The sequence below is a fragment of the Methylobacillus sp. DLP286 genome (genome assembly GCF_056636515.1).
The window spans coordinates 2935690-2959121 of the sequence record NZ_CM153145.1 but is presented as its reverse complement, the minus strand read 5'-3'; the positions used below and the strand labels follow the sequence as shown (position 1 = coordinate 2959121).

Sequence of the window (23432 nt, the reverse complement as noted above, 5' to 3'; positions counted from 1 at the left end):
TACATAGACCATATGCCAATCCAATGATTGGCAACGATACTGGTGAAGGCTACTTCTTGAGCGAATCCCGGATTTCACGCAACAACAGGACATCCTCTGGCGTAGCGGCTGGCTCAGGTACCTCGGCAGTCTTGAGCTTGTTGATGGCCCGGATCAGCAGGAATACGGCAAACGCCACGATTAGGAAGCTCACCACCGCATTGATGAACAAGCCGTAGTTGAGGGTCACTGCGCCGGCAGCATGTGCAGCCGCGACAGAGGCGTAAGGCGAGGCCACTTCAGCGCCATCCTTGAGCACGATGAAGAGGTTGCTGAAGTCCACGTTACCGAGCAATAAGCCAATCGGCGGCATGATGACGTCATCGACCAGGGATTTAACAATGGAGCCGAACGCCGCACCGATGATGATACCCACTGCCATGTCGACTACGTTGCCGCGCATCGCAAACGCTTTGAATTCTTTAAACATATTATCTCCCGTCAAAAACAGTCAGTTTGAGTAGCGCATGCATGCCGCATGCCTGATACCAGTCCGAGCCGCTATAATGCAATAAACACGCGATATCCGTCCAGTTTAATACCCCTGAGGCCCACTTGAAACTTCCGCGCTTGGATTTACCCCACCTTACCGCCCTGCTTGCCGGGGCATTCTGCGTCATTGGCTTTGCGCCCTTTTATTGGTATCCGGCCACAATAGTAGGACTCGCCGGCCTGGTCTACCTATGGCAGAAGTCGCAAACCCCGGCCGAGGCCTGGTGGCTGGGCCTGGCCTTCGGGCTTGGCTTGTTCGGGGTCGGCATCTACTGGATTTACATCAGCCTGCATGATTTTGGCGGCATGCCTGCCGTCATGGCCGTCTTCGCCACTTTCATGCTCAGCCTCTTCATGGCCCTGTTCCCGGCCGCCACCGGCTGGAGCGCGCGCAAGCTCGGCAATCCCTGGCTGGGCATCCCGGTACTATGGGTATTGAGCGAATGGGTGCGCGGCTGGATATTCACCGGCTTCCCCTGGCTTTTGGCAGGCTATTCGCAAATACCTGGCAGCCCGCTGGCCGGGTTTGCCCCGGTACTCGGCATCCACGGCGTCTCGCTCGCCACCGTCCTCAGCGCCGGCCTGCTCGCCGCCATGGCCTTGCATTGGCGCCAGAGCGCCGTCTTGCGCCGCAGCGCGGCGTTGCTGATCCTGCTATGGGTTGCCGGCGGCCTGTTGAAGCTGCCGCAATGGAGTACGCCGACGGGGGCGCCAGTTTCCGTCGCCTTACTGCAGGGCAATATCACACAAGACCTGAAATGGGAAAACCAGACATTGCACGAAACGTTGCAGCGCTACCTGGACATGACGCTGCAGACCAAGGCGCAGCTCATCATCCTGCCTGAGACCGCGTTCCCGCTGATTTCCAGCCAGCTACCGGCCGATTACCTGCACCGCCTTGCCGACCATGCGCGGCAAAACGGCGGCGACATCCTGATCGGCACGGTCGAGCATGAAAACGACCGTTATTACAACAGCATGCTGAGCCTGGGCAACTCGCCTGAGCAAGCCTACCGCAAGACGCACCTGGTGCCTTTCGGCGAATTCATCCCTCTCAAGCAGGTGTTTGGCTGGGTCTATCAGAACTGGCTGGACATCCCGCTCACCGACATGTCGCGAGGCGGCTTCCAGCAACGCCCGATGCGGATCGCAGGACAAGCCGTCGCCATCAACATCTGCTACGAGGACGTATTCGGCGAGGAAATCATCCTGCAATTGCCCGAAGCCAACATCCTGGTGAACACCAGCAACGATGCCTGGTACGGGGAGTCGTTCGCCGCCTACCAGCATTTGCAGATTGCACAGGCGCGATCGATGGAAACCGCGCGCATGATGCTGCGCTCGACCAACACCGGCGCCACTGCCATCATCCGGGCGGACGGCACGCTGGCAGCACATGCGCCGCATTTCCAGACCACCATTCTTGAAGGCGAGGCCCAAGGCTATCAGGGCACGACCCCTTATGTGCGCTGGGGCAACTGGCCGGTCCTGATCCTGCTGTTCACCGCGCTTGGCCTTTTATGGCGCCGTCGCGCCCGGCCTTTTGCCGCGCGGTAAAAAGAAGTAAAATCAAGCCCTTTTGCACGTTGCCGCAATGCGTGATGCGCCACCAGGCATCGCACAGCGCCAACGGGTGAGCAAACCCAATCCAGACAAATAGTTAACACACCATGCTGACTTTTCAACAGATCATCCTGACCCTGCAGCAATACTGGGACAAACAAGGCTGCGCGCTGCTGCAACCTTACGACATGGAGGTCGGCGCAGGCACTTCGCATACCGCTACCTTCCTGCGCGCGCTCGGCCCCGAGCCCTGGAAAGCCGCCTACGTGCAGCCCAGCCGCCGCCCCAAGGATGGCCGCTACGGCGAAAACCCCAACCGCCTGCAGCACTACTACCAGTTCCAGGTCGTGCTCAAGCCGGCACCGGACAATATCCTGGAACTCTACCTGGGCTCGCTGGAGGCCCTGGGCTTCGATCTGAAGAAAAACGACATCCGCTTCGTCGAGGACGATTGGGAAAACCCGACGCTGGGCGCTTGGGGCCTGGGTTGGGAGGTCTGGCTCAACGGCATGGAAGTCACACAATTCACCTATTTCCAGCAGGTAGGCGGCATCAACTGCCGCCCGATCACCGGCGAAATCACCTATGGCCTGGAACGTCTGGCGATGTACCTGCAAGGTGTGGAAAACGTCTACGATCTCGTCTACTCCAAGGGCGTCAACGGCGCGCCCGACCTCAAGTACGGCGACGTATTCCACCAGAACGAGGTCGAGCAGTCCGCCTACAACTTCGAGCACAGCGACGCCGACTTCCTTTTCACCGCCTTCAACGCCCATGAAAAGAAGGCGCAGGAACTCATGGAGCACAAACTCGCCCTGCCCGCCTACGAGCAAGTACTCAAGGCCGCGCATACCTTCAACCTGCTCGACGCGCGCGGCGCGATTTCCGTCACCGAGCGCGCCGCCTATATCGGCCGCATCCGCAACCTGGCGCGCGCCGTGGCCGCAAGCTACCTCGACAGCCGCGCCCGGCTCGGCTTCCCGATGGCGCCGAAGGCCTGGGCGGATGAAGTATTGGCAGAACTGGCAAAGAAAGCAGCAGCATGAGCAACCTACTCGTAGAACTATTCGTTGAAGAACTGCCGCCCAAGGCATTAAACAAACTCGGCCAGGCGTTTTCCCAAATCCTGCTCGACAGCTTGAAAACGCAAGGCCTCACCGCCGCAGACTCCAGCGTCACTTCTTACGCCTCGCCGCGCCGCCTCGCCGCGCACATCACCAATGTCGCCACCAAGGCTGATGACAAGGCCGTCGCGCAGAAGCTCATGCCGGTCAGCGTAGGCCTGGATGCAGACGGCAACGCCACGCCCGCCTTACTGAAAAAACTGGCGGCGCTAGGCGTCGATGCCAGCGCCGATGCTAGTGTAGCCGGCCAGCTCAAGCGCGAACATGACGGCAAGGCGGAAGTGCTGTTCCTCGACCTCACCGTCGCAGGGGCAACACTGGCGGAAGGCTTGCAGAAAGCGCTGGATGAAGCCATCGCCAAGCTGCCCATCCCCAAGGTCATGACCTACCAGCTGCAGGACGGCTGGAGCAACGTCAACTTCGTGCGCCCGGCGCATGGCTTGGTCGCATTGCATGGTAGCGAGATCGTCCCTATCAATACATTGGGCTTGACCGCCTCCAACCAGACGCAAGGCCATCGTTTCGAAGCCACGCAGAATCCCATTGTGCTGCGTGACGCCAACAGCTACGCTGAGCAATTGCGGCAGGACGGCGCCGTGATTCCCGGCTTCAAGGAGCGCCGCGACGAGATTACGCGCCAACTGGAAGCTGCCGCAAGCAAGCTCAAGCTGCGCCCGATCGAGGACGAAGCCCTGCTGGACGAAGTCACTGCGCTGGTCGAACGCCCCAACGTGCTGGTCGGGCAATTTGAACAAGAATTCCTTGCCGTGCCGCAGGAATGCCTGATTCTGACCATGAAGGCCAACCAGAAATACTTCCCCTTGCTGGATGCGCAAGGCAAGCTCACCAACCAGTTCCTCATCGTCTCCAACATCAGCCCGGCAGACCCGAGCGCCGTGATAGGAGGCAACGAGCGCGTGGTGCGTCCGCGCCTGGCCGACGCCAAGTTCTTCTTCGAGCAGGACCGCAAGAAAACGCTGGAGTCGCGCATTCCCGGCCTGGCCAAGGTGGTATACCACAACAAGCTGGGCTCGCAAGGCGAGCGCATCGCCCGCGTGAGTGCGATAGCCAACCTCGTAGCAACCGCCCTGGGCGACCAAACCCTGGCCGCACAAGCCTCACAGGCGGCGCAGTTAGCCAAGGCCGACCTCGTCACCGACATGGTCGGAGAATTCCCTGAGCTGCAAGGCATCATGGGACGCTACTATGCGCAGCACGAGGGGCTGAGCGACGACATCGCCTATGCCATTGAGGACCACTACCGCCCGCGCTTCGCAGGCGACGAGCTGCCGCGCAACCGTATCGGCCTCGTGGTCGCGCTCGCCGACAAGCTGGAAACCCTGGCGGGCATGTTCAGCATCGGCGAAAAACCCACCGGCGAGAAAGACCCGTTCGCGCTACGCCGCCATGCCATCGGCATCCTGCGCATCCTCACCGAGGGCGGCCTGTCCCTGCCGCTCAACACCCTGCTTGAACAGACATTGTCGGTATTTCAGCACGCATTCGACCATGCAGCTGGATTACAGGCGCTGGAAGAGTTCATTTTCGACCGGCTGTCCGGCAGCCTGCGCGACCAAGGCTACAGCGTGCAGGAAGTTGACGCGGTGCTGGCACTGAAACCTCAGTTACTCGGCGATATCGCCAAGCGGCTGGAAGCCGTACGCGCTTTCGCCAGCCTGCCCGAAGCGGCCAGCCTGGCCGCCGCCAACAAGCGCGTCGGCAACATCCTCAAAAAGTCCGAAAGCGCGATCGAGAACAATATCAACCCGGCGCTGCTGCACGAAGATGCGGAAAAAGCATTGGCACAATCGCTTTCGCAAGTTCAGCCGCAGGCGCAACAGGCGTTTGCCGCCGGCGACTACACAGGCTCGCTCAAGGCATTGGCCGCGCTCAAGGAGCCGGTGGACACCTTTTTCGACCACGTGATGGTCAATGCAGACGACCCGGCATTGAAGGCCAACCGCCTGGCATTGCTGGCGACTCTGCACCAGGCCATGAACCAGGTAGCCGATTTGTCCAGGCTCGCGGCATAATAGCCATAACAGCCTGACCGGGAACCGCCATGAAACTTGTCATACTCGACCGCGACGGGGTAATCAACCAAGACAGCGCCCAGTTCATCAAGAGCCCTGATGAATGGAAGCCGATCGAGGGCAGCCTGGAAGCCATCGCCCTCCTCAACCAGAACGGTTACCGGGTGGCATTGGCGACCAACCAGTCGGGCATTGGCCGCGGGCTGTTCGACATGGCCACCCTGAACGCGATCCACGACAAGATGCACAAGGCGCTAGCGCAGTTCGGCGGTCGCATCGATGCCCTGTTTTATTGCCCGCATGCGGCGGATGCGAACTGCAATTGCCGCAAACCCAAGCCTGGCATGATAGAGGAAATCAGCAAGCGCTTCGGCATGGACCTCAAGGGCGTGCCCAGCGTGGGGGACTCGTTGCGCGACCTGCAGGCCAGCGCGGTATTCGGCGCACAACCTATCCTGGTGCTCACGGGCAAGGGCGAGAAAACCCTGGCGGCCGGCGGCCTGCCGGAAAACACCTGGGTATGCGATAACCTGGCCGAGGCAGCGCGCCGCATCATCACCGAACCAGCTTAATCAACCTGCTTGATCGAACTTGCTTAATCTATGATCTATATCCGCTCTTCCCTCTACATGCTGGGCATGTGGATTTTCACCCCCATATTCACCACGCTCTCCCTGCTCACATTCCCGTTGCCACGCAGGACGCGCTACATCCTGATCTCCGGCTGGGCCAGGAGCATGCTCTGGTGGCTGAAGCTGACCTGCGGCTTGCGCTACCGCGTCATCGGCAGGGAGAACATTCCCGGCCATCCCAGCGTCATCCTCTGCAAGCACCAGTCCGCATGGGAGACCCTGGCCTTGCAGCAGATTTTCCCACCGCAAGTCTGGGTGTTGAAGCGCGAATTGCTATGGATTCCGTTTTTCGGCTGGGGATTGGCATTGACCTCGCCGATCGCCATCAACCGTGCCGCGGGACGCGAAGCCCTCAAGCAACTGGTCGCCAAGGGCAAGGAACGCCTCAAGCAGGGCTTCTTTGTCGTGATCTTCCCCGAAGGCACCCGCGTCGCTCCCGGCACCCGCGGCAAATACCATATTGGCGGGGCATGGCTGGCTGCGCACACCAAGTCCACCGTCGTGCCCGTGGCGCACAATGCCGGCGAATACTGGGGCAAGAACTCCTTCCTCAAGCGTCCCGGCACGATCACGCTCAGCATAGGCAAGCCGATTGAAACCGCAGGCATCAAGGCCGATGAGCTCAACCAGCGGGTCGAGGACTGGATCGAGCAGGAAATGCTGCTGCTGGACCGCAAATAATGCAGTACGTCCTGGCCCTGCCCGACGGGGAGCAAATCCCTTACCGGCTTGAGCGGCGGGCCAGGCGCACCATCGGCATGAAGATCACTGTGGATGGCCTGATCGTGCATGCGCCGCTGCGCATCCGCCATGCCGACCTCGAAGCCCTGTTGCGCAGCAAGGCACGCTGGATTACCTCCAAACTCAAGGCCAGGCAAGCGGCGGTCGTTCCCGAATTCGAGTGGCGCGATGGCGCCGAACTGCACCTGCTGGGCCAGCCGCTGACGTTGAGGATCACGCCATCGTCGCGCAACAGCAGCCCCAAGCTCGAAGGCAATGCGTTAAAAATAGCCACCACCAATATTCACGACCATACCATGATCGCCCGCAAAGTGATCCAATGGCTGCAGAAAGAAGCCAGGCTGGACTTTGCGCGCCGCCTGCCGATATTCGCAGCCAGGCTAGGCGAACCCACCCCCGCCCTGTTTCTTTCCAATGCCAAGACCCGCTGGGGCAGCTGCAACTCCAGGCGCGAAGTCCGCCTCAACTGGCGCCTGATCCAGGCGCCGCCTGCGCTGATCAATTACGTCATTGCCCACGAACTCGCGCACCTGCGCGAGATGAACCACTCCGCCAGGTTCTGGGCAGTCGTGGCCAAGCTGTATCCCGACTACCCGGCCGCCGAGCAAGCCCTCAAGGCCTGCTCGCAGCAGCTTTACCGTCTAGGCTGACGGAACCCGCATACGAATTTGCTGCCGACAATTTTTGCATACAAAAATAAACAATACTATACTGCCCGGCATGCAGCTCACCAAATTCACCGATCTTGGCTTACGCGTATTGATGTACGTTTCCCAGCATGAGCGCAACAAACCCATCACCATCAGTGAAATCGCCACGCAGTTCAATATCCCGCGCAACCACCTGATCAAGGTTGTCACCTTCTTGAACAAGACCGGCTGGATCCAGACCACGCGCGGCCCCAATGGCGGCCTGAGGCTGGGCACGGACCCCGTTTCGTTGCGCCTTGGCCACGTGATCCGCGTGCTGGAAGGCAGCGTATCGCTGGTGAACTGCCAAGAGCCGCCCTGTCCGCTGGGAGGGCAATGCGGCCTCAAGCACGCACTGGACCAAGGCCTGAATGCGTTCTACGAATATATGGATACCTACACATTGCAGGATGTAATTCATAACAGCACAGCCCATGTCATCATCAAGCTGCAGCAGAGCCATCTGGCGGGAATGCACTGAAATGCCCGCACCACACTGCCGCGCTTTTTTTGCAAAAATTGTTTCATTTTATATACAACATAAGGAGCCGATATGCTTTCTGCCGCAGCCCGTCCCTATATTGACGCCAGCGTTCCCGTCCTGAGGGAACATGGCCTGAAAATCACGCAAGCCTTCTATCAGAATATGCTGGGCACCCACCCCGAGCTCAAAAACCTGTTCAATATGGGCAACCAGGCCAGCGGCATCCAGCAGCAGTCCTTGGCTTCTGCCGTTTTTGCCTATGCTGCCAACATCGACAACCCTGCCGCCCTGGCGCCCGTGGTCAAGCGCATCGTGCACAAGCATGCCGCGGTCGGCATCAAGCCGGAGCACTACCCTATCGTGGGCACACACCTGCTCGGCGCCATCAAGCAAGTATTGGGAGAGGCCGCCACCGATGAGCTGCTGGCAGCTTGGGGCGAGGCCTATTGGCTGCTGGCCGACCTCTTGATCGAGGAGGAAAAATCGCTGTATGCTAGCACCGCCAGCACGGCAGGCGCCTTGATGACGCTCAAGGTCGCGCGCAAGGTATTCGAATCAGAGCACATTGTCTCGTTTTACCTGCAGCACCCGGACGGGCGTAAACCAGGAGATTTCCTGCCCGGCCAATACATCAGCGTGGAAATGCAGTTCGAGCAAGGCAAGAGGCGCCAGCTCAGGCAGTACAGCTTGTCGGACTCGATCGCGGCTCCCTGGTGGCGCATCTCGGTGAAGCGCGAACAGGAGGCAGAAAAGCCGCAGGGCCTGGTTTCCAACTGGCTGCATGACGAAGTCAAGGTCGGCGACCTGATCCAGGCCACGCCTGCATTCGGCGATTTTGTGCTGGATACCGTCATCAGCGACCAGCCATTGCTGCTTCTTTCGGCCGGCGTCGGCATTACCCCCATGTTGTCCATGTTGAACTCAGTGCGCGACCTCGCACCGCAGCGCCCGGTATTCTTCGCGCATGCGGCGCGCAGCCCGGCATGGCAAAGCCATAGCCTGGACCTGCAAGAAGCCAGGTATCGCATGCCCAACCTGGCAACCGCATTGTTCTATGAAAGCCTGGAAGGCGCGCATGGCAGCATAGGCGGCGTATACCACGGAAGGATGGATGTCACCGGCTTATGGCCGACAGCGCTGCAAAATGCGGATATTTACCTGTGCGGCCCGCTGGGCTTCATGCAAGCGCAGCGCGAGCAGCTATTGCAGGCAGGCGTCAACCCCAACCGCATCAAGCGCGAGGTATTTGGCCCAGACCTGCTGGATCATTTACTGTAAGCAAAGAAATAAACGGAAAATGCTGGCACCGGCGGGCAATATGCTCGCCGGCAATGGGAGTCTACTACTCAGGCAAAGCCGACCGGCATGGCGATGTCGTTTTCCTGATGCGCCTCGCGCAAGCATTGCTTGGCGCAGCTGGCACATTGGCCGCACTCGCTGGCCACGCCCAGATCGCGCCTCAAATCCTTGAGACTGCTGGCTCCTGCGCGCGCTGCCTGGAGAATTTGGCGATCAGTGATGGCCCGACAAACACAGACGTACATAGAACGATCGGTGGCTTTCTCTTGCTGAATCAAGATGCGTTAACAAACGATAACTATTATCGTTTTAACCCCCTGTCTTGTCAAGAGAAATTCCCGACCGACATGCAATAAAAAACCGCAGGCAAAGCTGCGGTTTTTTCTGGATGAAAGCCAGCTTAGTCTGCGGCTTCCATATGGGCTTGCAGATAGTTGGGCAATGTCACATCGGCAATCAGGCTGTGCTGGGTTTCCAGCCAATCGATCGCAGCCTCGCTTTTTTCCAGCAGTTCTTCCAGCATGTCGCGGCTGACGTAATCCTGCAACTCCTCGCATAACGCGATCGCCTCCACCAGCAACGGGCGGTGGATTTCCCTTTCGTACTTGAGGTCGCCCTGCAGGCATTCCACCACATTTTCACCGATCAGCAACTTGCCCAGGTTCTGCAGGTTGGGCAGGCCGTCCAGGAACAGGATGCGCTCGATCAGCTCATCCGCCTCCTTCATCACGCGGATGGATTGCTTGTACTGGTAGTCGTTGAGCTTTTCCAGCCCCCAGTTGCGGAACATGCGGGCATGCAGGAAGTACTGGTTGATCGAGGTGAGCTCGTTCTTCAATACCTTGTTGAGGATATCGATAATCTTTTTGTCGCCCTTCATCATATGCTCCTTATCAAACTGCAGGCTCAGACTTCATCTGGCTCTGCAGGTAGTTTTCCAGGCCGACCAGGCCGATTAGGCGCAGCTGTTGCTCGATCCAGTAGGCATGATCCATTTCGGTATCGTCGAGTTGCAGCAGCAGCATGTCGCGCGTCACATAATCGCCGGCCTTTTCGCATTGCGCCATGGCCGCCTTGAGATCGGCTACGACCTTGTATTCCAGCGCCAGGTCGGACTTCAGCATCTCGGGCACGGTTTTCCCCGTCGTCAGCCCATGGCGCTTTTCCAGGTTTGGCTTGCCTTCCAGGAACAGGATGCGCTGAATGATAGCGCGTGCGTGCTGGCGTTCATGGTCGGACTCGTGCAGGGTTTTCTGCGCCAGTTGCCCCAGGCCGAAGTCGGCATACATTTCGCCATGGAGCAGGTATTGATCAACAGCTGTCAGCTCGCCTGCCAGCAGCTCGTTCAGGGTTTCGATGATTTTCTTATCGCCTTTCATAGCGCCTCCACGGATGATTTGTCCAATTGCACGCATCATACCCAATACCATCTGAAATGGATAGGAAAATATTTTTGTAAATTATTGATTTTTAATGATTTTATAAAGAAAAATACCAACAAGAATCATTCTTCGTACTACACGAGAACACGTCACTTTCGCGAGAAGATATCGAAAGGAAAAAGCTGGAATGCAGGCGCGCTATCGCAGGCGCAAGGCGTTGAGTATGACGATCAGGGAGCTCACGGACATGCCGATCGCCGCCATCCATGGCGCAATCAGCCCCGTGGCGGCAAACGGCAATGCCACGGCGTTATAGACCAGGGCCCAGGTGAAGTTCTGGCGCACGATGCTGACGGTGAAGCGTCCCGTGGTGATGGCATGGTCGATCTCCTGCAGGTTTTCCCCGAGCAGCACGATATCCCCGGAGGCCCTCGCCATTTGCGTGCCATTGCCCATGGCGAACGACACTTGCGCCCCTGCCAGCACCGGGGCGTCGTTGATGCCGTCGCCGACCATGGCAACCACCTCTCCTCGCTGCTGCATCTCGCGCAAGGCGGCAAGCTTGCCCTCAGGGGTCAGGCCCGCCCGCCAGTCGTCGATACCGGCCACCGAGGCGAAATGCTGCACGCTGGAGGCCGTATCGCCGCTCAATATCGATACGGCAATGTTGCGCCTCTTGAGATTGCTTACCAGCGCCGTGACTTCTGGGCGCATCGTATCCGCCAATACAAATGCCGCCATCACCTGCCGCGAATTGCTGAGCCATACGACGCTGGCTCCTGGCTCCAAACCGGACAATTCAGGGTATGCAACCTGAGGATTGAGCGCCATATTGCCGATAAAGTAGCGTTCGCCATCCACTTCGCCGCTGATGCCCTTGCCTGGCTGGTTATTGACGCCGACCACGCCGGAACGCTCGCCCGCAGGCACCACGTCGGTGAAACTGCGTGCCAGCGGATGTTCCGAGGCCTGCTCCAGGCTTGCGGCAATGCGCAGCGCCGTTTCAGCCTCGTACCCGTGATAGGGAACGGTCGCAATAATGTGCGGACGGCCGATGGTCAGCGTGCCGGTCTTGTCGAATACCACGTGCGTGACCCTGGCGAGGGACTCCAAGGCATGGCCGCGCGTCAGCAACACGCCCCGGCCGACCAGGTGCGAGCCAGCCGCCGCAAATGCCGCTGGCGCTGCCAGCGATAATGCGCACGGGCAGCTCACCACCAGCACCGCGAGTACGATTTCAAAGCAGCGCTCCGGCGCGATCCACCACCAGGCCAGGCCGATCACCACGACGGCAATCAGCAGGATACTGGTGAAATACATGGCGACATGATCGGCCACCCTCGCGAGGCGCGGCTTCTCCGCCTGGGCGCGGTCCAGCAGGCGCGCGATCCCCGCAATCACGGTCTGCTCGCCAAGGCCGGTCACCCTGACTTGCAGCGGACTTTCGTAATTGACACTGCCAGCGTAGACGTACTTCCCTGGCAGTTTGGCCACCGGGCGGCTTTCGCCGGTGAGCAGTGCCTCATCGACCTGGCTTTCCCCTTCCGTCACGACGCCGTCGCCTGCAATGGCCTCGCCGGGTTTCACCAGCAAGGTATCGCCTACTTGCAGCTCGTGTAACGGCACCATTTGCGGCTGCTGGTTGTCATCCAGCCTGGTAGCCATCGGGGGAATCAGCCGGTGCAGGTTTTCTGCCGCTTCCACCGACTTTTCTCGTGCGTGACGTTCCAGGTAGCGGGTGGAGAGCAGGAAGAAAATCAGCATGGTCAGGGTGTCGTAATAGACGATGCCTTGCCCCTGGAAGGTCACCCAGACGCTGCCGATGAAGCCGGTGATCAGGCCCAGGCTGATAGGCACGTCCATGCCCACTCTGCGGTTGACGATGCTGCGCCAAGCGGCTTGGTAGAACGGCCAGGCCGAATAGATCATCGCCGGGACGGTGATCACCAGGCTGAACCAGCGCAGCAGTTGCTCGGTGGCAGGCTCCAGCCCTTGCTCAGGGCCGGCATAGAATGCCACGGCCACCATCATCACCTGCGCCGCGGAAAGCCCGGCGATCGCCAGCCGGCGGAAATCCTGCCGCCGCTGCTGTTCGCGCACGGCTTCCTGTTGTTGCGCGCTGAAGGGATGGGCGTGATAGCCAAGCTTGCGGATTTCGGCCAGGATCTGGCTCAAGCGGATTTTGCTGTCATCCCAGCGCACTCGCGCACGATGGGAGGAATAATTGATCGAGGCGGACGCAACGCCGTCCAACTGCTGTAGGTGGCGCTCGTTGAGCCAGATGCAGGCTGCACACGTGATCCCCTCGAGAATCAGCGAGGCTTCCAGCAAGTTTCCCGATTCATCGTGCACAAAGCTTTTCTGTACTTCGGGATGGTCGTACAGCTCAAGTTGGCGCAGCTCGTCCGGGACCAGCTCCTCGGCTGTCTGGGGCAGCTCGGTACGGTGTCGGTAATAATCCTCCAGCCCGTTCTCGACGATCGACTCGGCCACCGCCTGGCAGCCATGGCAGCACATGCGGCGTCGCTGCCCGAGGATGGCCGCGTGAAACTCGCTGCTGGCCGGTACCGGCAGGCCGCAATGGTAGCAAGACGCTTCCAGCGCCTGCGGACTATTCATCGTCGATGAACAGCGACTCCTGCTTGCGGTAGCGCTTGTCGCCCTGCTTGACCAATACTTCGGCAATCCATCGCCCCGAGTCGGGCAAGACGACATCGGCGCCATATTCCCCTTCGGCCTGTTCTTCCAGGACGTAAATCTTGTCGTCGCGGCTATTCGCCATGCGCCAGAAATTGAGCGTTACCTCGGCCTGGGTGACGGCATTGCCGTTCTCGTCGAGAATACGCGCCACAATGCGCTTCGAGGTGCCTGGATTCAGATCCTCGACTCCTTGCAGCTTGAGCTGCCAACCCAGGGCTTGCTGCTGCTGCAGCTGCTCGAGGTGCGGCTGGTAGCTCTTGTTGCGGTCATGCGGCATCACGCCTGGAAACGCGGTATGCACCCGCTGGTTGTCAGGATTGGGCAGGAAAAAGGATGTCAGGCTCTGCGGCAGTCCCCGCCCTGCTATGGAAAGCAGGATCGCATTCGAAATCACCAGGAAAATGAAAAAGCCGATGATGATCTTCGGGCCCCAATGCATGGATTGCTGCTTCTGCTTCATGCTGCCAAACACGCCGAGCAGGCCCGCATTGGCAAGGAACACCGCGAAGTGGATCGCCAGCACATCGCCGCCCGCCCAATGCTGGGTGCTGTAGACGATATACAGCAGGAACGGGATGGCGCCGCTCAATACGGCTGCCCAGAAGTTGACCACCCGGGCGGCACGCAGCAGGAAATAAAGCCCGATGGCGAAGATGAGGCCGCCGAACAAGGTTTCGGCGATGGATAAAACGGGAATCAGCTTAAGCATGTATCAATGACTGTTGAAATTGGTCTTCACCACCACGGGCTCGGCGTCTGCGATCGTGGGAACGATCACAAACGAGAATTCTTTGGTATTACGCGCGATATCGCTGGCGAGGTCAACCTTGGCGTTCAGGCTCAGGCTTTTGCCGGCACGCACGCGGATTTCCGGAATGTTGCCGAGGTCCAGCGCGCCGGCGGGAATGCCTTGTACTTTCAGCTCGTAGCGCTGCTCGTGCTCGGTCTTATTGGCGATATTGATCTGGTAGCGGTTGCGCACGCTGCCGTCGGACAGCATGACGAACAAGGGCTGCCTGACCTGCTGCACGTTGGCTTCGGTATCGTTCCGGGTGCCGATGTTGTAGAACAATACCATCGTCGCCACCACCAGCGCCGAGGCGTACCCCAGGACCTTGGGGCGCTTCCATTCCAGGCGCGGCTTGTGTGGCGCCGGGCTCGCGATATTCTGCTCGGAGTCGTAGCGGATCAGGCCGCGCGGGGAACCGATGGAATCCATGATGTTGTTGCATGCGTCGATGCACAGGCCGCAGGAAATACACTGGTATTGCAAGCCGTCGCGGATATCGATCCCGGTCGGGCAGACCTGGACGCAGAAGCCGCAATCGATACAATCGCCGTGGCCGGCCGCCTGGCGCTCCTCGCGGGTACGCAGTCCCTTGGCCGGCGCCTTGCGGCCGGCGGCGCCTTCCCCGCGCTTCACATCGTAGGCGACAGCCAGGGTATCCGGCTCATACATGACGCCCTGGAACCTGGCATACGGACAGGCAAGGGTGCAGATGTGTTCGCGCGACAAGCCGGCTGCGACATAGGTCGTGATGGTCAGCACCACCACGGTGATGTACCCGGCCTCCGCGGCCGTGCCGGCGAATAGCCGCGGCACGAAATCCGGCGCATAGGCGAAATAGCATGCAAACGTCACCCCGGTCCAGAACGACACCAGCACCATCAGGCCATGCGAACTGCCCATCTTGATGATCTTTTCGGCGTTCCAGGGCTGCTTGAGCAATCTCAGGCGTGCGGGCCGCTCCCCCTGGATCATGCGCTCGATCATGATGAAAAGATCGGTCCACAGGGTCTGGAAGCAGAAATAGCCGCACCATGCACGGCCGATCAGGCCCGTGGTAAAGAACAGCAACGCGGCTGCGATGAACAGCAGCATTGCGAGCCAGAAGATATCCTGGGGGTAGACAACCAGGTTGAAGATGAAGAAGCGGCGCGATTCCAGGTCGAACAATACAGCCTGGCTCGCAGCGGTATTGCGCTCCCATGGCATCCACGGCAACAGGAAATAAACGGAGTAGGCGATCACCATCACCGCAGTCTTGAAAGTGCGGAACTTGCCTTTTACCGAACGCGTGACAATCGGGATTTGCCGGTTTAGAAGCGGGGATTTTTTAGTAGTGCTGGCCGAACTGGTTGCTTCCATAACGCTGGTGATACACCACCCCTCTAAAAATGCAACTGCTCTAGAAATAAAGGCCCACGCAACCGTGAGCCTTTATTCAATATCGATGCGGTTTAGCGACCGCCGCCCAGTGTGTCATGTACATAGACAGTCAGGAGCTTGATTTGTTCTGGCTTCAACCGTTCCTCCCAAGCAGGCATCACGCCGCTGTTCATCCCGCCGGCGATGATACGCTTCACTTCGGCAACCTTTGCTTCCTGCCCAGTCTTGCCGCCGACATCCGCCCAAAGCCATATCTTATCGGTCAGGTCGGCAGAACCCATTGCCGTATTGCCCTTAGCATCCGGGCCATGGCATGTAAAGCATATCCCGGCGCCGCTGAACAATGTCTTGCCTTGCGTAGCCAGGGCCGCATCATGCGGTTCGCCGGACAAGCTTAATACATAGTGTGCAAGCTGGGTGATTTGATCGTCTTCCAGGCTGTCCTTGAACGGAGGCATCACGCCATTGCGGCCGCCTTCGATCGTCGCGTGGATCTGCTCGTAGGTACCGCCGAACTGCCAATGGTCATCGGTCAGGTTAGGAGCCATGCCGACCTTGCCTTGACCGCCTGCCTGGTGGCAAGCCGCGCAATTTTCGGAAAACAGTGTCTTGCCCGCGGAGTTCACGAACTGCATCAGCTCCGCATCCTTGGAAACGTCCTCGAATGACATCGCAGCCACCTTGTCGAACCATTGCTTCTGGTCGGCCTGGTGTTCGTTCATTTCACGCATGTACTTGGCACGCATGTTCCAATGGGAGGTCTTTTCCACTTCCTTGCCGTCTGCAGTCGTCGCAGTATAGGTAATGGTATGCAGCCCGGGAACGCCCTTGGTGAACTTGTCGCCGATCGGCCAAGCCGGATACAGCAGCCAGTAGACCACGGTGAAGATGAATGTGATGTAAAAACCCCAGATCCACCAGGTGGGCAACGGGTTGGTATATTCCTCGATACCGTCCCAGCTATGGCCCGTGGTCTTTGGTGTTGTCGTCGTAGCCTTATCCTGACTCATAATGCTTTCCTAACTAGATTTCGTCATCTTGCAGCGGAATATTCTTGTGGCTTTCCAGCCTTTCGCCGCGCTTTTTGCTTCCGAAGACATAGAACAGGATACCGCAGAACACGAGGAAGAAAATCAACAAAGACAAAGGCTTAGTATTTTCAAAGCGAGTGAACCAGAGCAGCCATTCCATCGTCTTTACTCCTTAGCGGAATTTGACGAAATAATCGTCATCATATTTCTTGAAATCAACCATGGTACCCAGCACCTGCAAATAGGCTACTAGCGCGTCCATTTCGGTGATATTGCTTGGGTCAGTATCGTAGTTGCCCGACTGCGCCTGGGCGGCCAGATTCTTGTCCGCATCAGGAATGTGCAGTTGCTTGGCAATATCCTCGCCGAACTCCTTCACATTGCGGTCGAACTCCGCCTGGCTGTTGGAATACGGCACCCCGACGCGGCGCAGGGCCAGCAAGCGGTCCTTGATGTCGTCGTACTTGAGCTCGGTGGTTGCCAGCCATGGGTAATTCGGCATCACGGATTCCGGCACCAGGGAGCGCGGCGCGATCAAGTGCTGGGTATGCCAATTGTTGGAGTACTTGCCGCCCACGCGCGCCAAGTCAGGACCGGTACGCTTTGAGCCCCACTGGAACGGATGGTCGTACTTGGACTCGGCAGCCAGGGAATAGTGACCGTAGCGCAACGCTTCGTCGCGGAACGGACGGATCATCTGCGAGTGGCAGAGATAGCAGCCTTCACGGGTGTAAATGTCGCGGCCGCGCTGCTCTAGCGGTGTGTAGGGACGCACGCCTTCGACCTTTTCCACTGTTTCCTTGATGAAAAACAGTGGAATGATCTCAACCATGCCACCGGCACTGATTGCCAGCATGGTGAACACCAGCAGTATGCCTAGGTTGCGCTCAATTTTGTCATGCTTCATGAATAACTCCAGTAACTCGTCTTTACAATCAAGCGCCGATTAGGCTGCCGCCACATTGAGGCCGGCATGGGCCTCGGTGCTGCCTTGGCGGATGGTCTTGTACATGTTGTAGCACATGAGAATCATGCCCGCGAGGAAGAATGCCCCGCCCGCGGCACGCATGACGTAGAACGGATGCGCAGCAGCAACAGATTCGACGAAGGAATACTGCAGGTTGCCGAAGTCATCGAAAGCGCGCCACATCAGACCCTGCATGATGCCCGAGATCCACATGGCGGTGATGTAGAGCAGGACGCCGATCGTCGCGAGCCAGAAGTGGACGTTGATCAGGCGCAGGCTGTACATCTGGGTGTTCCAGATGCGCGGCACCAGGTGGTACATACTGCCGAAGGTGATCATGGCAACCCAGCCCAGCGCGCCGGAGTGGACGTGGCCTACAGTCCAGTCGGTATAGTGGGACAGCGCATTCACATCCTTCAGGGACATCATCGGGCCCTCGAAGGTGGACATGCCGTAGAAGGACAATGCGACGATCAGGAATCGGATCACCGGGTCGGTGCGCAGCTTGTCCCAGGCGCCAGACAAGGTCATGATGCCGTTGATCATGCCGCCCCAGGATGGCAGCAACAGCATGATGGAGAAGGTGGCAGCCAGCGTGCCGGTCCAGTCAGGCAATGCAGTCCAGTGCAAGTGATGCGCACCCGCCCACATGTAGAGGAAGATAATCGCCCAGAAGTGCAGGATGGACAAACGGTAGGAGTACACCGGACGGCCAGCTTGCTTCGGAACGAAGTAGTACATCATGCCGAGGAAGGCCGCGGTCAGGAAGAAGCCCACCGCATTGTGACCGTACCACCATTGGGTCATCGCATCCTGGGTGCCGGAGAACAGGCTGTAGGACTCCAGGGAGAACAGCTTCACGGGTACTTGCAGGTTATTGAAGATATGCAGCAGGGCCGTTGCGAGGATAAAGGCAAGGTAGAACCAGTTGGCAACGTAGATATGCGGCTGCTTACGCTTGAGCAAGGTGCCGACATAAATGCCCAGGTAAGCCACCCAGACGAAGAGGATCAGCAGGTCGACCGGCCAGGTCATCTCGGCATATTCGCGTGCCTGCGTATAGCCGAACATGTACCCGAGCGCAGAAAGCGCCACCGCGGCCTGCCAGCCCCAGAAGGTGAAATTGGCAAGCGCTTCGCCCCCGAACAGGCGGGCCTGACAGGTACGCTGTACAACATAGTATGAGGTTGCGAACAGGGCGCTGCCGCCGAAACCGAAGATCACGCCACTGGTATGCACAGGGCGCAAACGGCCGAATGTGATGTACGGGCTATCGAAATTCAGGAACGGAAAGGCCAGTTCAGAGGCGATATACACGCCGACGAACATACCAATCGCACCCCAGATCAAGGTCATGATGGCGAATTTGCGAATAATATCGTAGTTATATTGTTCGCTAGCACCAACACCAGCAGACGCAATGCTTGCCGTTGCCATGGTCGCACTCCTCATCTAAAAGTCTAATTTATAAAAATCGCAAAATTATATTCTTTATCCAAGCCCTTGGACAAGAAAAACCCTAAAAAAACTGGGTAATATCATGCACCAGTTGTTCCGGTGTCTCGTCATGCCGCAAATAGGCACGCACTTTTCCTTCCCGGTCAACCACATACACGCCGGCACTGTGATCGACGGTATAAGCATCCCCATCTTCCGCCGGTCGCTTGGCGTATACCACCTTGTAATTTTTCGCGACCCGCTTCAACTGCTCCGGCGTTCCGTTCAAACCGATAAAACGCGCATCGAAGAATGGAGCATATTGCGCCAGCACTTCCCGCGTATCCCGCTCCGGGTCTACGCTGACAAACAACACTTGCACGTCCTGCGCCTTGTCGCCTATGAGCTTCATGGCGTTCGCCAGGGACAGCATGGTGGTTGGGCACACATCCGGGCAATGCGTATAGCCAAAAAACAACACTACGACCTTGCCCTTGAAATCCTCTAATCGCCGGACCTGGCCTTGATGGTCAGCCAGGGTAAAAGCACCTTCCAACTTCCTGTCGCTGATATCAACGCCGTATAGTTCCACTTCCTGCTTCCCCGGCCCGCATGCAACCAAGGAGAAAACCAGGAAAATCCACAACCATCTCAACATACATCCACCCGTGGCCGACAATCCAAACTAGGATTATCGGCCACCAGGCGGTTTATGCCAAACCGCAGCCCGCGGCTGCCGGGCAATTAGAAGCGCTTGCCGAAACCAAAGCCGATGACCCATGGATTGATGTCCAGGCTATCGATCTTGGGGCCGTTCTTGAGCTTGACGTCGGTATCGATCCATAGGTATTTGACGTCAGCGTTGAGCAACCAGCCATCCTTGAGGTTGATATCGAAGCCGGCTTGCAGCGCAGGGCCCCAGCTGTTGCGCTCGACGCGAATATCACCCACCTGGTTGGAGTGCAGGCCGTTATCCATAAAACGGGTATAGTTCACGCCGGCACCGACATAAGGGTCGAATGTCTGGTCGGGACGGAAGTGCCATTGCGCAGTCAATGTCGGCGGCAGCAGGTTGACGGAACCAAGATTTTCACTAGCAACAGCACCTGAACCTTTAATACTTACATCATGGCGGGTGCCCAATGCCAGGATCAATTCCAGCGCAATATTTTTGGTAACATAGTAAGAAATATCGAGCTCCGGAATGACTTGATCATTCACCTCCAGCTTGGATCCAGCACCAATTCCAAACCCTGCATTAAGATGTTTCCCCAAACTACTATCTTCATTCGGACTCACATTCACCGCGCGCGCACGGATCACCCAGTCGCCAGCTTCGGCCATCGCAGCGGCAGGAACCATCAACGCACAAGCCAGCAACACACTTTGCTTCAGTTTCATCATATCTCTCACTTCATTATTGACTACAAAACAGGACACCATGAAACCCATTCTACCCCCATTAACCATAATTTAAAAGTGGTTAATATCCGATCAAATTACTCAACTTATTTAGGCTCCAAATTATTTACTTCATCCCGCCCATATCCGTCGCCAGGTACCTCCTTCTCGCCAACAATTTTGAGAAAACCAGCTATTCAAATACAAGGCCTTGCGCGTACAATGGAAGTTTTTGACAGCACTTGGTAACGGAGAAGCAAAGATGTCGATGGCCGACCGCGATGGTCTGATTTGGTATGACGGAAAAATGGTACCTTGGCGTGATGCCACTACGCATGTACTGACCCATACATTGCATTACGGCATGGGCGTATTTGAAGGCGTGCGCGCCTACAAGACGGACAAGGGCACTGCGATTTTCCGCTTGCAGGAGCACACTGACCGCCTGTTCCGCTCCGCCCATATCCTGGGCATGAAAATGCCATTTGACAAGGCGACCCTGCTGGAAGCGCAAAAAGCCGCCATCCGCGAAAACAACCTCGAGTCGGGCTACATGCGCCCGATGGCGTTCTATGGCGCCGAGGCCATGGGCATCTCCGCCAAGACGCTTTCCACCCACGTGATCGTGGCGGCATGGAAATGGGGCGCCTACATGGGCGACGAGGCGATCAAGCATGGCATCCGCGTCAAGACTTCCTCGTTTGCGCGCCATCACGTCAATATCCACATGTGCAAGGCAAAAGCCAACGGCAACTACATGAACTCGATCCTGGCCCACCAGGAAGCCGCCCAGGACGGCTATGACGAAGCCCTGCTGCTGGATGTCGACGGTTTCGTCGCCGAAGGCTCGGGCGAGAACATCTTCATCATCCGCAACAACAAGATCTACACGCCCGACCTCACCAGCGCGCTGGAAGGCATTACGCGCGACACCGTAGTCCAGCTTGCCACGGAATTCGGTTACCAGATCATCGAAAAGCGCATCACCCGTGATGAAGTCTATTCGGCAGACGAGGCCTTCTTCACCGGCACCGCAGCCGAAGTCACCCCGATCCGCGAACTGGACAATCGCGCCATCGGCGCCGGTACGCGCGGCCCGATCACCGAGAAGCTGCAATCCAAGTATTTCGACGTGGTGCACGGCCGCTCTCCTGAGCATATCGGCTGGCTGACACTGGTATAACACAGCGCAAGAGGACACGACATGGCAACCGACAGCAAGGAAATCGAAGTCACGGCGAAAGACCTTCCACTGCACTGCCCGACCGACGAGGTAGCGCTGTGGTGCTCGCATCCGCGCGTTTTTCTGGATATTGCTGCCACGGGCCATGTCGCTTGCCCTTACTGCGGAACCAAGTACAGATTGAAAGCCGGCGAAACCGTCACACACCATTAAACAATAAAGCCGGACTTGTCCGGCTTTATTGTTTCCATGCCTTAGATTGATACGGCGGTGCTCATAGAAAACTGAGTGATTGCCCGCCTATCGCCTCTACTTCAATATCGCCGCCATGCAATAAGCGGATCAGCTGTTTTGCATTACCTGCAGGGCTGTTGGTCCAGGCTCTGACGGTACCTGGCGTCCTTGAGACGGCCAGCAACCCTGCCTCCTCCAGGCGGTGTCGAACTTGTCTCGCCACCGCCTCCCCCGTATCGATGAGCACGACACCTGGCCCGGCAATTTCGGCGATGAGGGGTTTAACAAAAGGATAATGCGTGCATCCCAACACAATCGTGTCGGCACCCGCATCTATTAATGGGGCGACATACTCCGCCACCAGCGCACGGGTGGCTTTACCATCCAAGTCTCCACGCTCTATGCATTCGACTAGGCCCAAGCACGCCTGGGTCACCACCTTGATATTCTTCCCGTAATGCGCAAGCAAGGCGGCAAATTGCGCGCTCTTCAATGTTCCGGTCGTAGCCAGCACCCCCACAACCCCGCTACGCGTTGCAGCCGCGGCAGGCTTGACTGCCGGCTCCATCCCGATGATGGGGATATCCAGCTCACTCCTGAGAGTCTGGATCGCAGCCGCCGTGGCCGTATTGCACGCGACGACGATCGCCTTGGCTCCATGCCCAATCAAAAACCGGGAAATCTCCCTGGATCGCTCAACGATGAAAGCCTGCGACTTGGGACCATATGGCGCGTTCAGGGAATCCGCGAAATACAGCAGGCGCTCGCCAGGAAGCTGCTCACGGATATGCCGCAGCACGGACAGCCCGCCCACGCCGGAGTCGAATACGCCAATGGCCGGAACGGCACTGGGACTTTCAGGCGGATGAATTGATGAATGGGCCACGATAGACAAAAGAAATAAGAACCCAGGCAGTTTACCCAAGCGCTGGCTTGCGAGCCAGCATGCGCATTGCTTTACAATGCGCCTTATGCACGCGACAAGGATAAGCAACCATGGGCAACCGCCTGAGCAAGATATATACACGTACGGGTGACGATGGCACCACCGGCCTCGGCGACGGCAGCCGGATAGAGAAGGACAGCTTGCGTGTAGAGGCCATGGGCTGCGTGGATGAGCTCAATGCCGCGCTGGGGGTATTGCTGGCCGAACCGCTGCCACTCCAAGTAAGCCAAGCCCTGACGCAGATTCAGCATGACCTGTTCGACCTGGGAGGCGAGATTTCCATTCCCGGCTACCGGCTTTTGCAAGCGAGCCGCGTGGAGGCGCTGGAACACTCCCTGGACTCGCTCAACGTTCAGCTTGCCCCGCTCAAGGAGTTTATCCTCCCCGGCGGCACGCGTGCTGCAGCGTTATGCCACCTGGCCCGCACCATATGCCGCCGTGCGGAACGGGTACTGCTTTCCCTGCACCGCCGGCAAGCCACCAGCGATGCCGCCTTGCCCTACCTGAACCGCCTGTCGGACTTATTGTTCGTCATGGCGCGCTACCTTAACCATGCGGCGGGCGAAGCGGATGTATTGTGGCAGCACCGGCGCGCATAGCATGCATATTAATGATTCATATAAAAATAGATTAAAAAAGTATTTTTAACTATTAATAACTATTGCTAAAGTGCGGGCTATCAATTCATTGAGTTTTTAAAGAACCCCCACATCATGTCGATATTAGCCTTGGAATTTACATTAGGTCTTATCCGTGAGCAGGGGACCGCTTGCCTGGTTCACCAGGCGGCGCAACGTAGTCATATCCCAGCGTCTCGTTGTCCTGTTTAAACACCCCTATAACACCTACTGTATCACCAGCGGTTGAATATCAACACTTGTTCAC

General features: G+C 58.0%; 25 protein-coding genes. 11 read left to right on the top strand and 14 right to left on the bottom strand.

Annotation, left to right across the window (positions count from 1 at the left end):
• Nucleotides 1-49: 49 nt before the first annotated feature.
• Complete coding sequence (gene mscL, locus ACWXTG_RS14225; RefSeq protein WP_309564535.1) at nucleotides 50-469, bottom strand: large conductance mechanosensitive channel protein MscL; 420 nt, start codon at nucleotides 467-469, stop codon at nucleotides 50-52.
• Between the two features lie 140 nt (nucleotides 470-609).
• Between mscL and lnt the strand changes: the two genes are divergently transcribed.
• The 8 genes from lnt to hmpA all read left to right on the top strand — a co-directional run bounded on the left by lnt (nucleotide 610) and on the right by hmpA (nucleotide 9075).
• Nucleotides 610-2088 (top strand): apolipoprotein N-acyltransferase, encoded by a 1479-nt coding sequence (lnt, locus tag ACWXTG_RS14220; RefSeq protein WP_480220271.1) that lies wholly within the window; start codon nucleotides 610-612, stop codon nucleotides 2086-2088.
• A 113-nt stretch (nucleotides 2089-2201) separates the two neighbouring features.
• On the top strand, nucleotides 2202-3140 hold the full coding sequence (gene glyQ / locus ACWXTG_RS14215) for a glycine--tRNA ligase subunit alpha (RefSeq protein WP_309564533.1): 939 nt from the start codon (nucleotides 2202-2204) through the stop codon (nucleotides 3138-3140).
• Complete coding sequence (gene glyS, locus ACWXTG_RS14210) at nucleotides 3137-5251, top strand: glycine--tRNA ligase subunit beta (protein ID WP_480220270.1); 2115 nt, start codon at nucleotides 3137-3139, stop codon at nucleotides 5249-5251. Before glyQ ends, glyS begins: the two co-directional genes overlap by 4 nt.
• 29 nt (nucleotides 5252-5280) lie before the next feature.
• The gene (gmhB, locus tag ACWXTG_RS14205) at nucleotides 5281-5823 is read left to right on the top strand and encodes a D-glycero-beta-D-manno-heptose 1,7-bisphosphate 7-phosphatase (RefSeq protein ID WP_407995148.1); all 543 of its coding nucleotides are present in this window, start codon (nucleotides 5281-5283) and stop codon (nucleotides 5821-5823) included.
• 30 nt (nucleotides 5824-5853) lie between these two features.
• On the top strand, nucleotides 5854-6564 hold the full coding sequence (locus ACWXTG_RS14200; RefSeq protein WP_480220269.1) for a lysophospholipid acyltransferase family protein: 711 nt from the start codon (nucleotides 5854-5856) through the stop codon (nucleotides 6562-6564).
• Complete coding sequence (locus ACWXTG_RS14195; protein ID WP_407995749.1) at nucleotides 6564-7274, top strand: M48 family metallopeptidase; 711 nt, start codon at nucleotides 6564-6566, stop codon at nucleotides 7272-7274. The genes ACWXTG_RS14200 and ACWXTG_RS14195 overlap by 1 nt, the downstream gene beginning before the upstream one ends.
• 70 nt (nucleotides 7275-7344) lie before the next feature.
• Nucleotides 7345-7794: an RrF2 family transcriptional regulator gene (locus tag ACWXTG_RS14190; RefSeq protein WP_480220268.1), complete on the top strand. Its 450-nt coding sequence runs from the start codon at nucleotides 7345-7347 to the stop codon at nucleotides 7792-7794.
• Nucleotides 7795-7866: 72 nt separating this feature from the next.
• Entirely contained in the window at nucleotides 7867-9075 is a 1209-nt protein-coding gene (gene hmpA, locus ACWXTG_RS14185) for an NO-inducible flavohemoprotein (protein WP_480220267.1), read from the top strand.
• 68 nt (nucleotides 9076-9143) lie between these two features.
• Here hmpA and ACWXTG_RS14180 read toward each other — a convergent pair whose 3' ends face one another.
• The 12 genes from ACWXTG_RS14180 to ACWXTG_RS14125 all read right to left on the bottom strand — a co-directional run bounded on the left by ACWXTG_RS14180 (nucleotide 9144) and on the right by ACWXTG_RS14125 (nucleotide 20184).
• Nucleotides 9144-9341, bottom strand: a complete 198-nt coding sequence (locus tag ACWXTG_RS14180) for a (2Fe-2S)-binding protein (protein ID WP_407995747.1) — start codon at nucleotides 9339-9341, stop codon at nucleotides 9144-9146.
• A 155-nt stretch (nucleotides 9342-9496) separates the two neighbouring features.
• Nucleotides 9497-9976, bottom strand: coding sequence for a bacterioferritin (gene bfr, locus ACWXTG_RS14175; protein ID WP_480221247.1), 480 nt, complete (start codon nucleotides 9974-9976; stop codon nucleotides 9497-9499).
• 13 nt (nucleotides 9977-9989) lie between these two features.
• Nucleotides 9990-10475 (bottom strand): bacterioferritin, encoded by a 486-nt coding sequence (gene bfr, locus ACWXTG_RS14170; protein ID WP_407995746.1) that lies wholly within the window; start codon nucleotides 10473-10475, stop codon nucleotides 9990-9992.
• A gap of 201 nt (nucleotides 10476-10676) precedes the next feature.
• Nucleotides 10677-13097, bottom strand: coding sequence for a heavy metal translocating P-type ATPase (locus tag ACWXTG_RS14165; protein ID WP_480220266.1), 2421 nt, complete (start codon nucleotides 13095-13097; stop codon nucleotides 10677-10679).
• Nucleotides 13090-13887, bottom strand: coding sequence for a FixH family protein (locus tag ACWXTG_RS14160; RefSeq protein WP_480220265.1), 798 nt, complete (start codon nucleotides 13885-13887; stop codon nucleotides 13090-13092). The genes ACWXTG_RS14165 and ACWXTG_RS14160 overlap by 8 nt, the downstream gene beginning before the upstream one ends.
• 3 nt (nucleotides 13888-13890) lie before the next feature.
• Complete coding sequence (ccoG, locus tag ACWXTG_RS14155) at nucleotides 13891-15327, bottom strand: cytochrome c oxidase accessory protein CcoG (protein ID WP_480220264.1); 1437 nt, start codon at nucleotides 15325-15327, stop codon at nucleotides 13891-13893.
• A 92-nt stretch (nucleotides 15328-15419) separates the two neighbouring features.
• Nucleotides 15420-16358: a cytochrome-c oxidase, cbb3-type subunit III gene (gene ccoP, locus ACWXTG_RS14150; protein ID WP_407995742.1), complete on the bottom strand. Its 939-nt coding sequence runs from the start codon at nucleotides 16356-16358 to the stop codon at nucleotides 15420-15422.
• Between the two features lie 13 nt (nucleotides 16359-16371).
• Complete coding sequence (locus tag ACWXTG_RS14145) at nucleotides 16372-16539, bottom strand: cbb3-type cytochrome c oxidase subunit 3 (RefSeq protein WP_309564520.1); 168 nt, start codon at nucleotides 16537-16539, stop codon at nucleotides 16372-16374.
• 12 nt (nucleotides 16540-16551) lie between these two features.
• The gene (ccoO, locus tag ACWXTG_RS14140; protein WP_309564519.1) at nucleotides 16552-17286 is read right to left on the bottom strand and encodes a cytochrome-c oxidase, cbb3-type subunit II; all 735 of its coding nucleotides are present in this window, start codon (nucleotides 17284-17286) and stop codon (nucleotides 16552-16554) included.
• 39 nt (nucleotides 17287-17325) lie between these two features.
• Nucleotides 17326-18783 (bottom strand): cytochrome-c oxidase, cbb3-type subunit I, encoded by a 1458-nt coding sequence (ccoN, locus tag ACWXTG_RS14135; RefSeq protein ID WP_480220263.1) that lies wholly within the window; start codon nucleotides 18781-18783, stop codon nucleotides 17326-17328.
• Nucleotides 18784-18865: 82 nt separating this feature from the next.
• A complete protein-coding gene (locus tag ACWXTG_RS14130) occupies nucleotides 18866-19441 on the bottom strand; it encodes an SCO family protein (RefSeq protein ID WP_480220262.1) in 576 nt (191 codons plus the stop codon).
• An 86-nt stretch (nucleotides 19442-19527) separates the two neighbouring features.
• Nucleotides 19528-20184 (bottom strand): OmpW/AlkL family protein, encoded by a 657-nt coding sequence (locus ACWXTG_RS14125; protein ID WP_480221246.1) that lies wholly within the window; start codon nucleotides 20182-20184, stop codon nucleotides 19528-19530.
• A gap of 262 nt (nucleotides 20185-20446) precedes the next feature.
• On the opposite strand from ACWXTG_RS14125, the gene ACWXTG_RS14120 reads away from it, so the two are divergent.
• Complete coding sequence (locus tag ACWXTG_RS14120; RefSeq protein WP_309564515.1) at nucleotides 20447-21367, top strand: branched-chain amino acid transaminase; 921 nt, start codon at nucleotides 20447-20449, stop codon at nucleotides 21365-21367.
• Between the two features lie 21 nt (nucleotides 21368-21388).
• Complete coding sequence (locus tag ACWXTG_RS14115) at nucleotides 21389-21580, top strand: zinc-finger domain-containing protein (protein ID WP_480220261.1); 192 nt, start codon at nucleotides 21389-21391, stop codon at nucleotides 21578-21580.
• Nucleotides 21581-21641: 61 nt separating this feature from the next.
• On the opposite strand, the gene murI is transcribed toward ACWXTG_RS14115, so the two are convergent.
• Entirely contained in the window at nucleotides 21642-22490 is an 849-nt protein-coding gene (gene murI / locus ACWXTG_RS14110) for a glutamate racemase (RefSeq protein ID WP_480221245.1), read from the bottom strand.
• A gap of 107 nt (nucleotides 22491-22597) precedes the next feature.
• Here murI and ACWXTG_RS14105 point away from each other — a divergent pair, with 107 nt between their 5' ends.
• Entirely contained in the window at nucleotides 22598-23146 is a 549-nt protein-coding gene (locus tag ACWXTG_RS14105) for a cob(I)yrinic acid a,c-diamide adenosyltransferase (protein WP_480220260.1), read from the top strand.
• Nucleotides 23147-23432 lie beyond the last annotated feature (286 nt).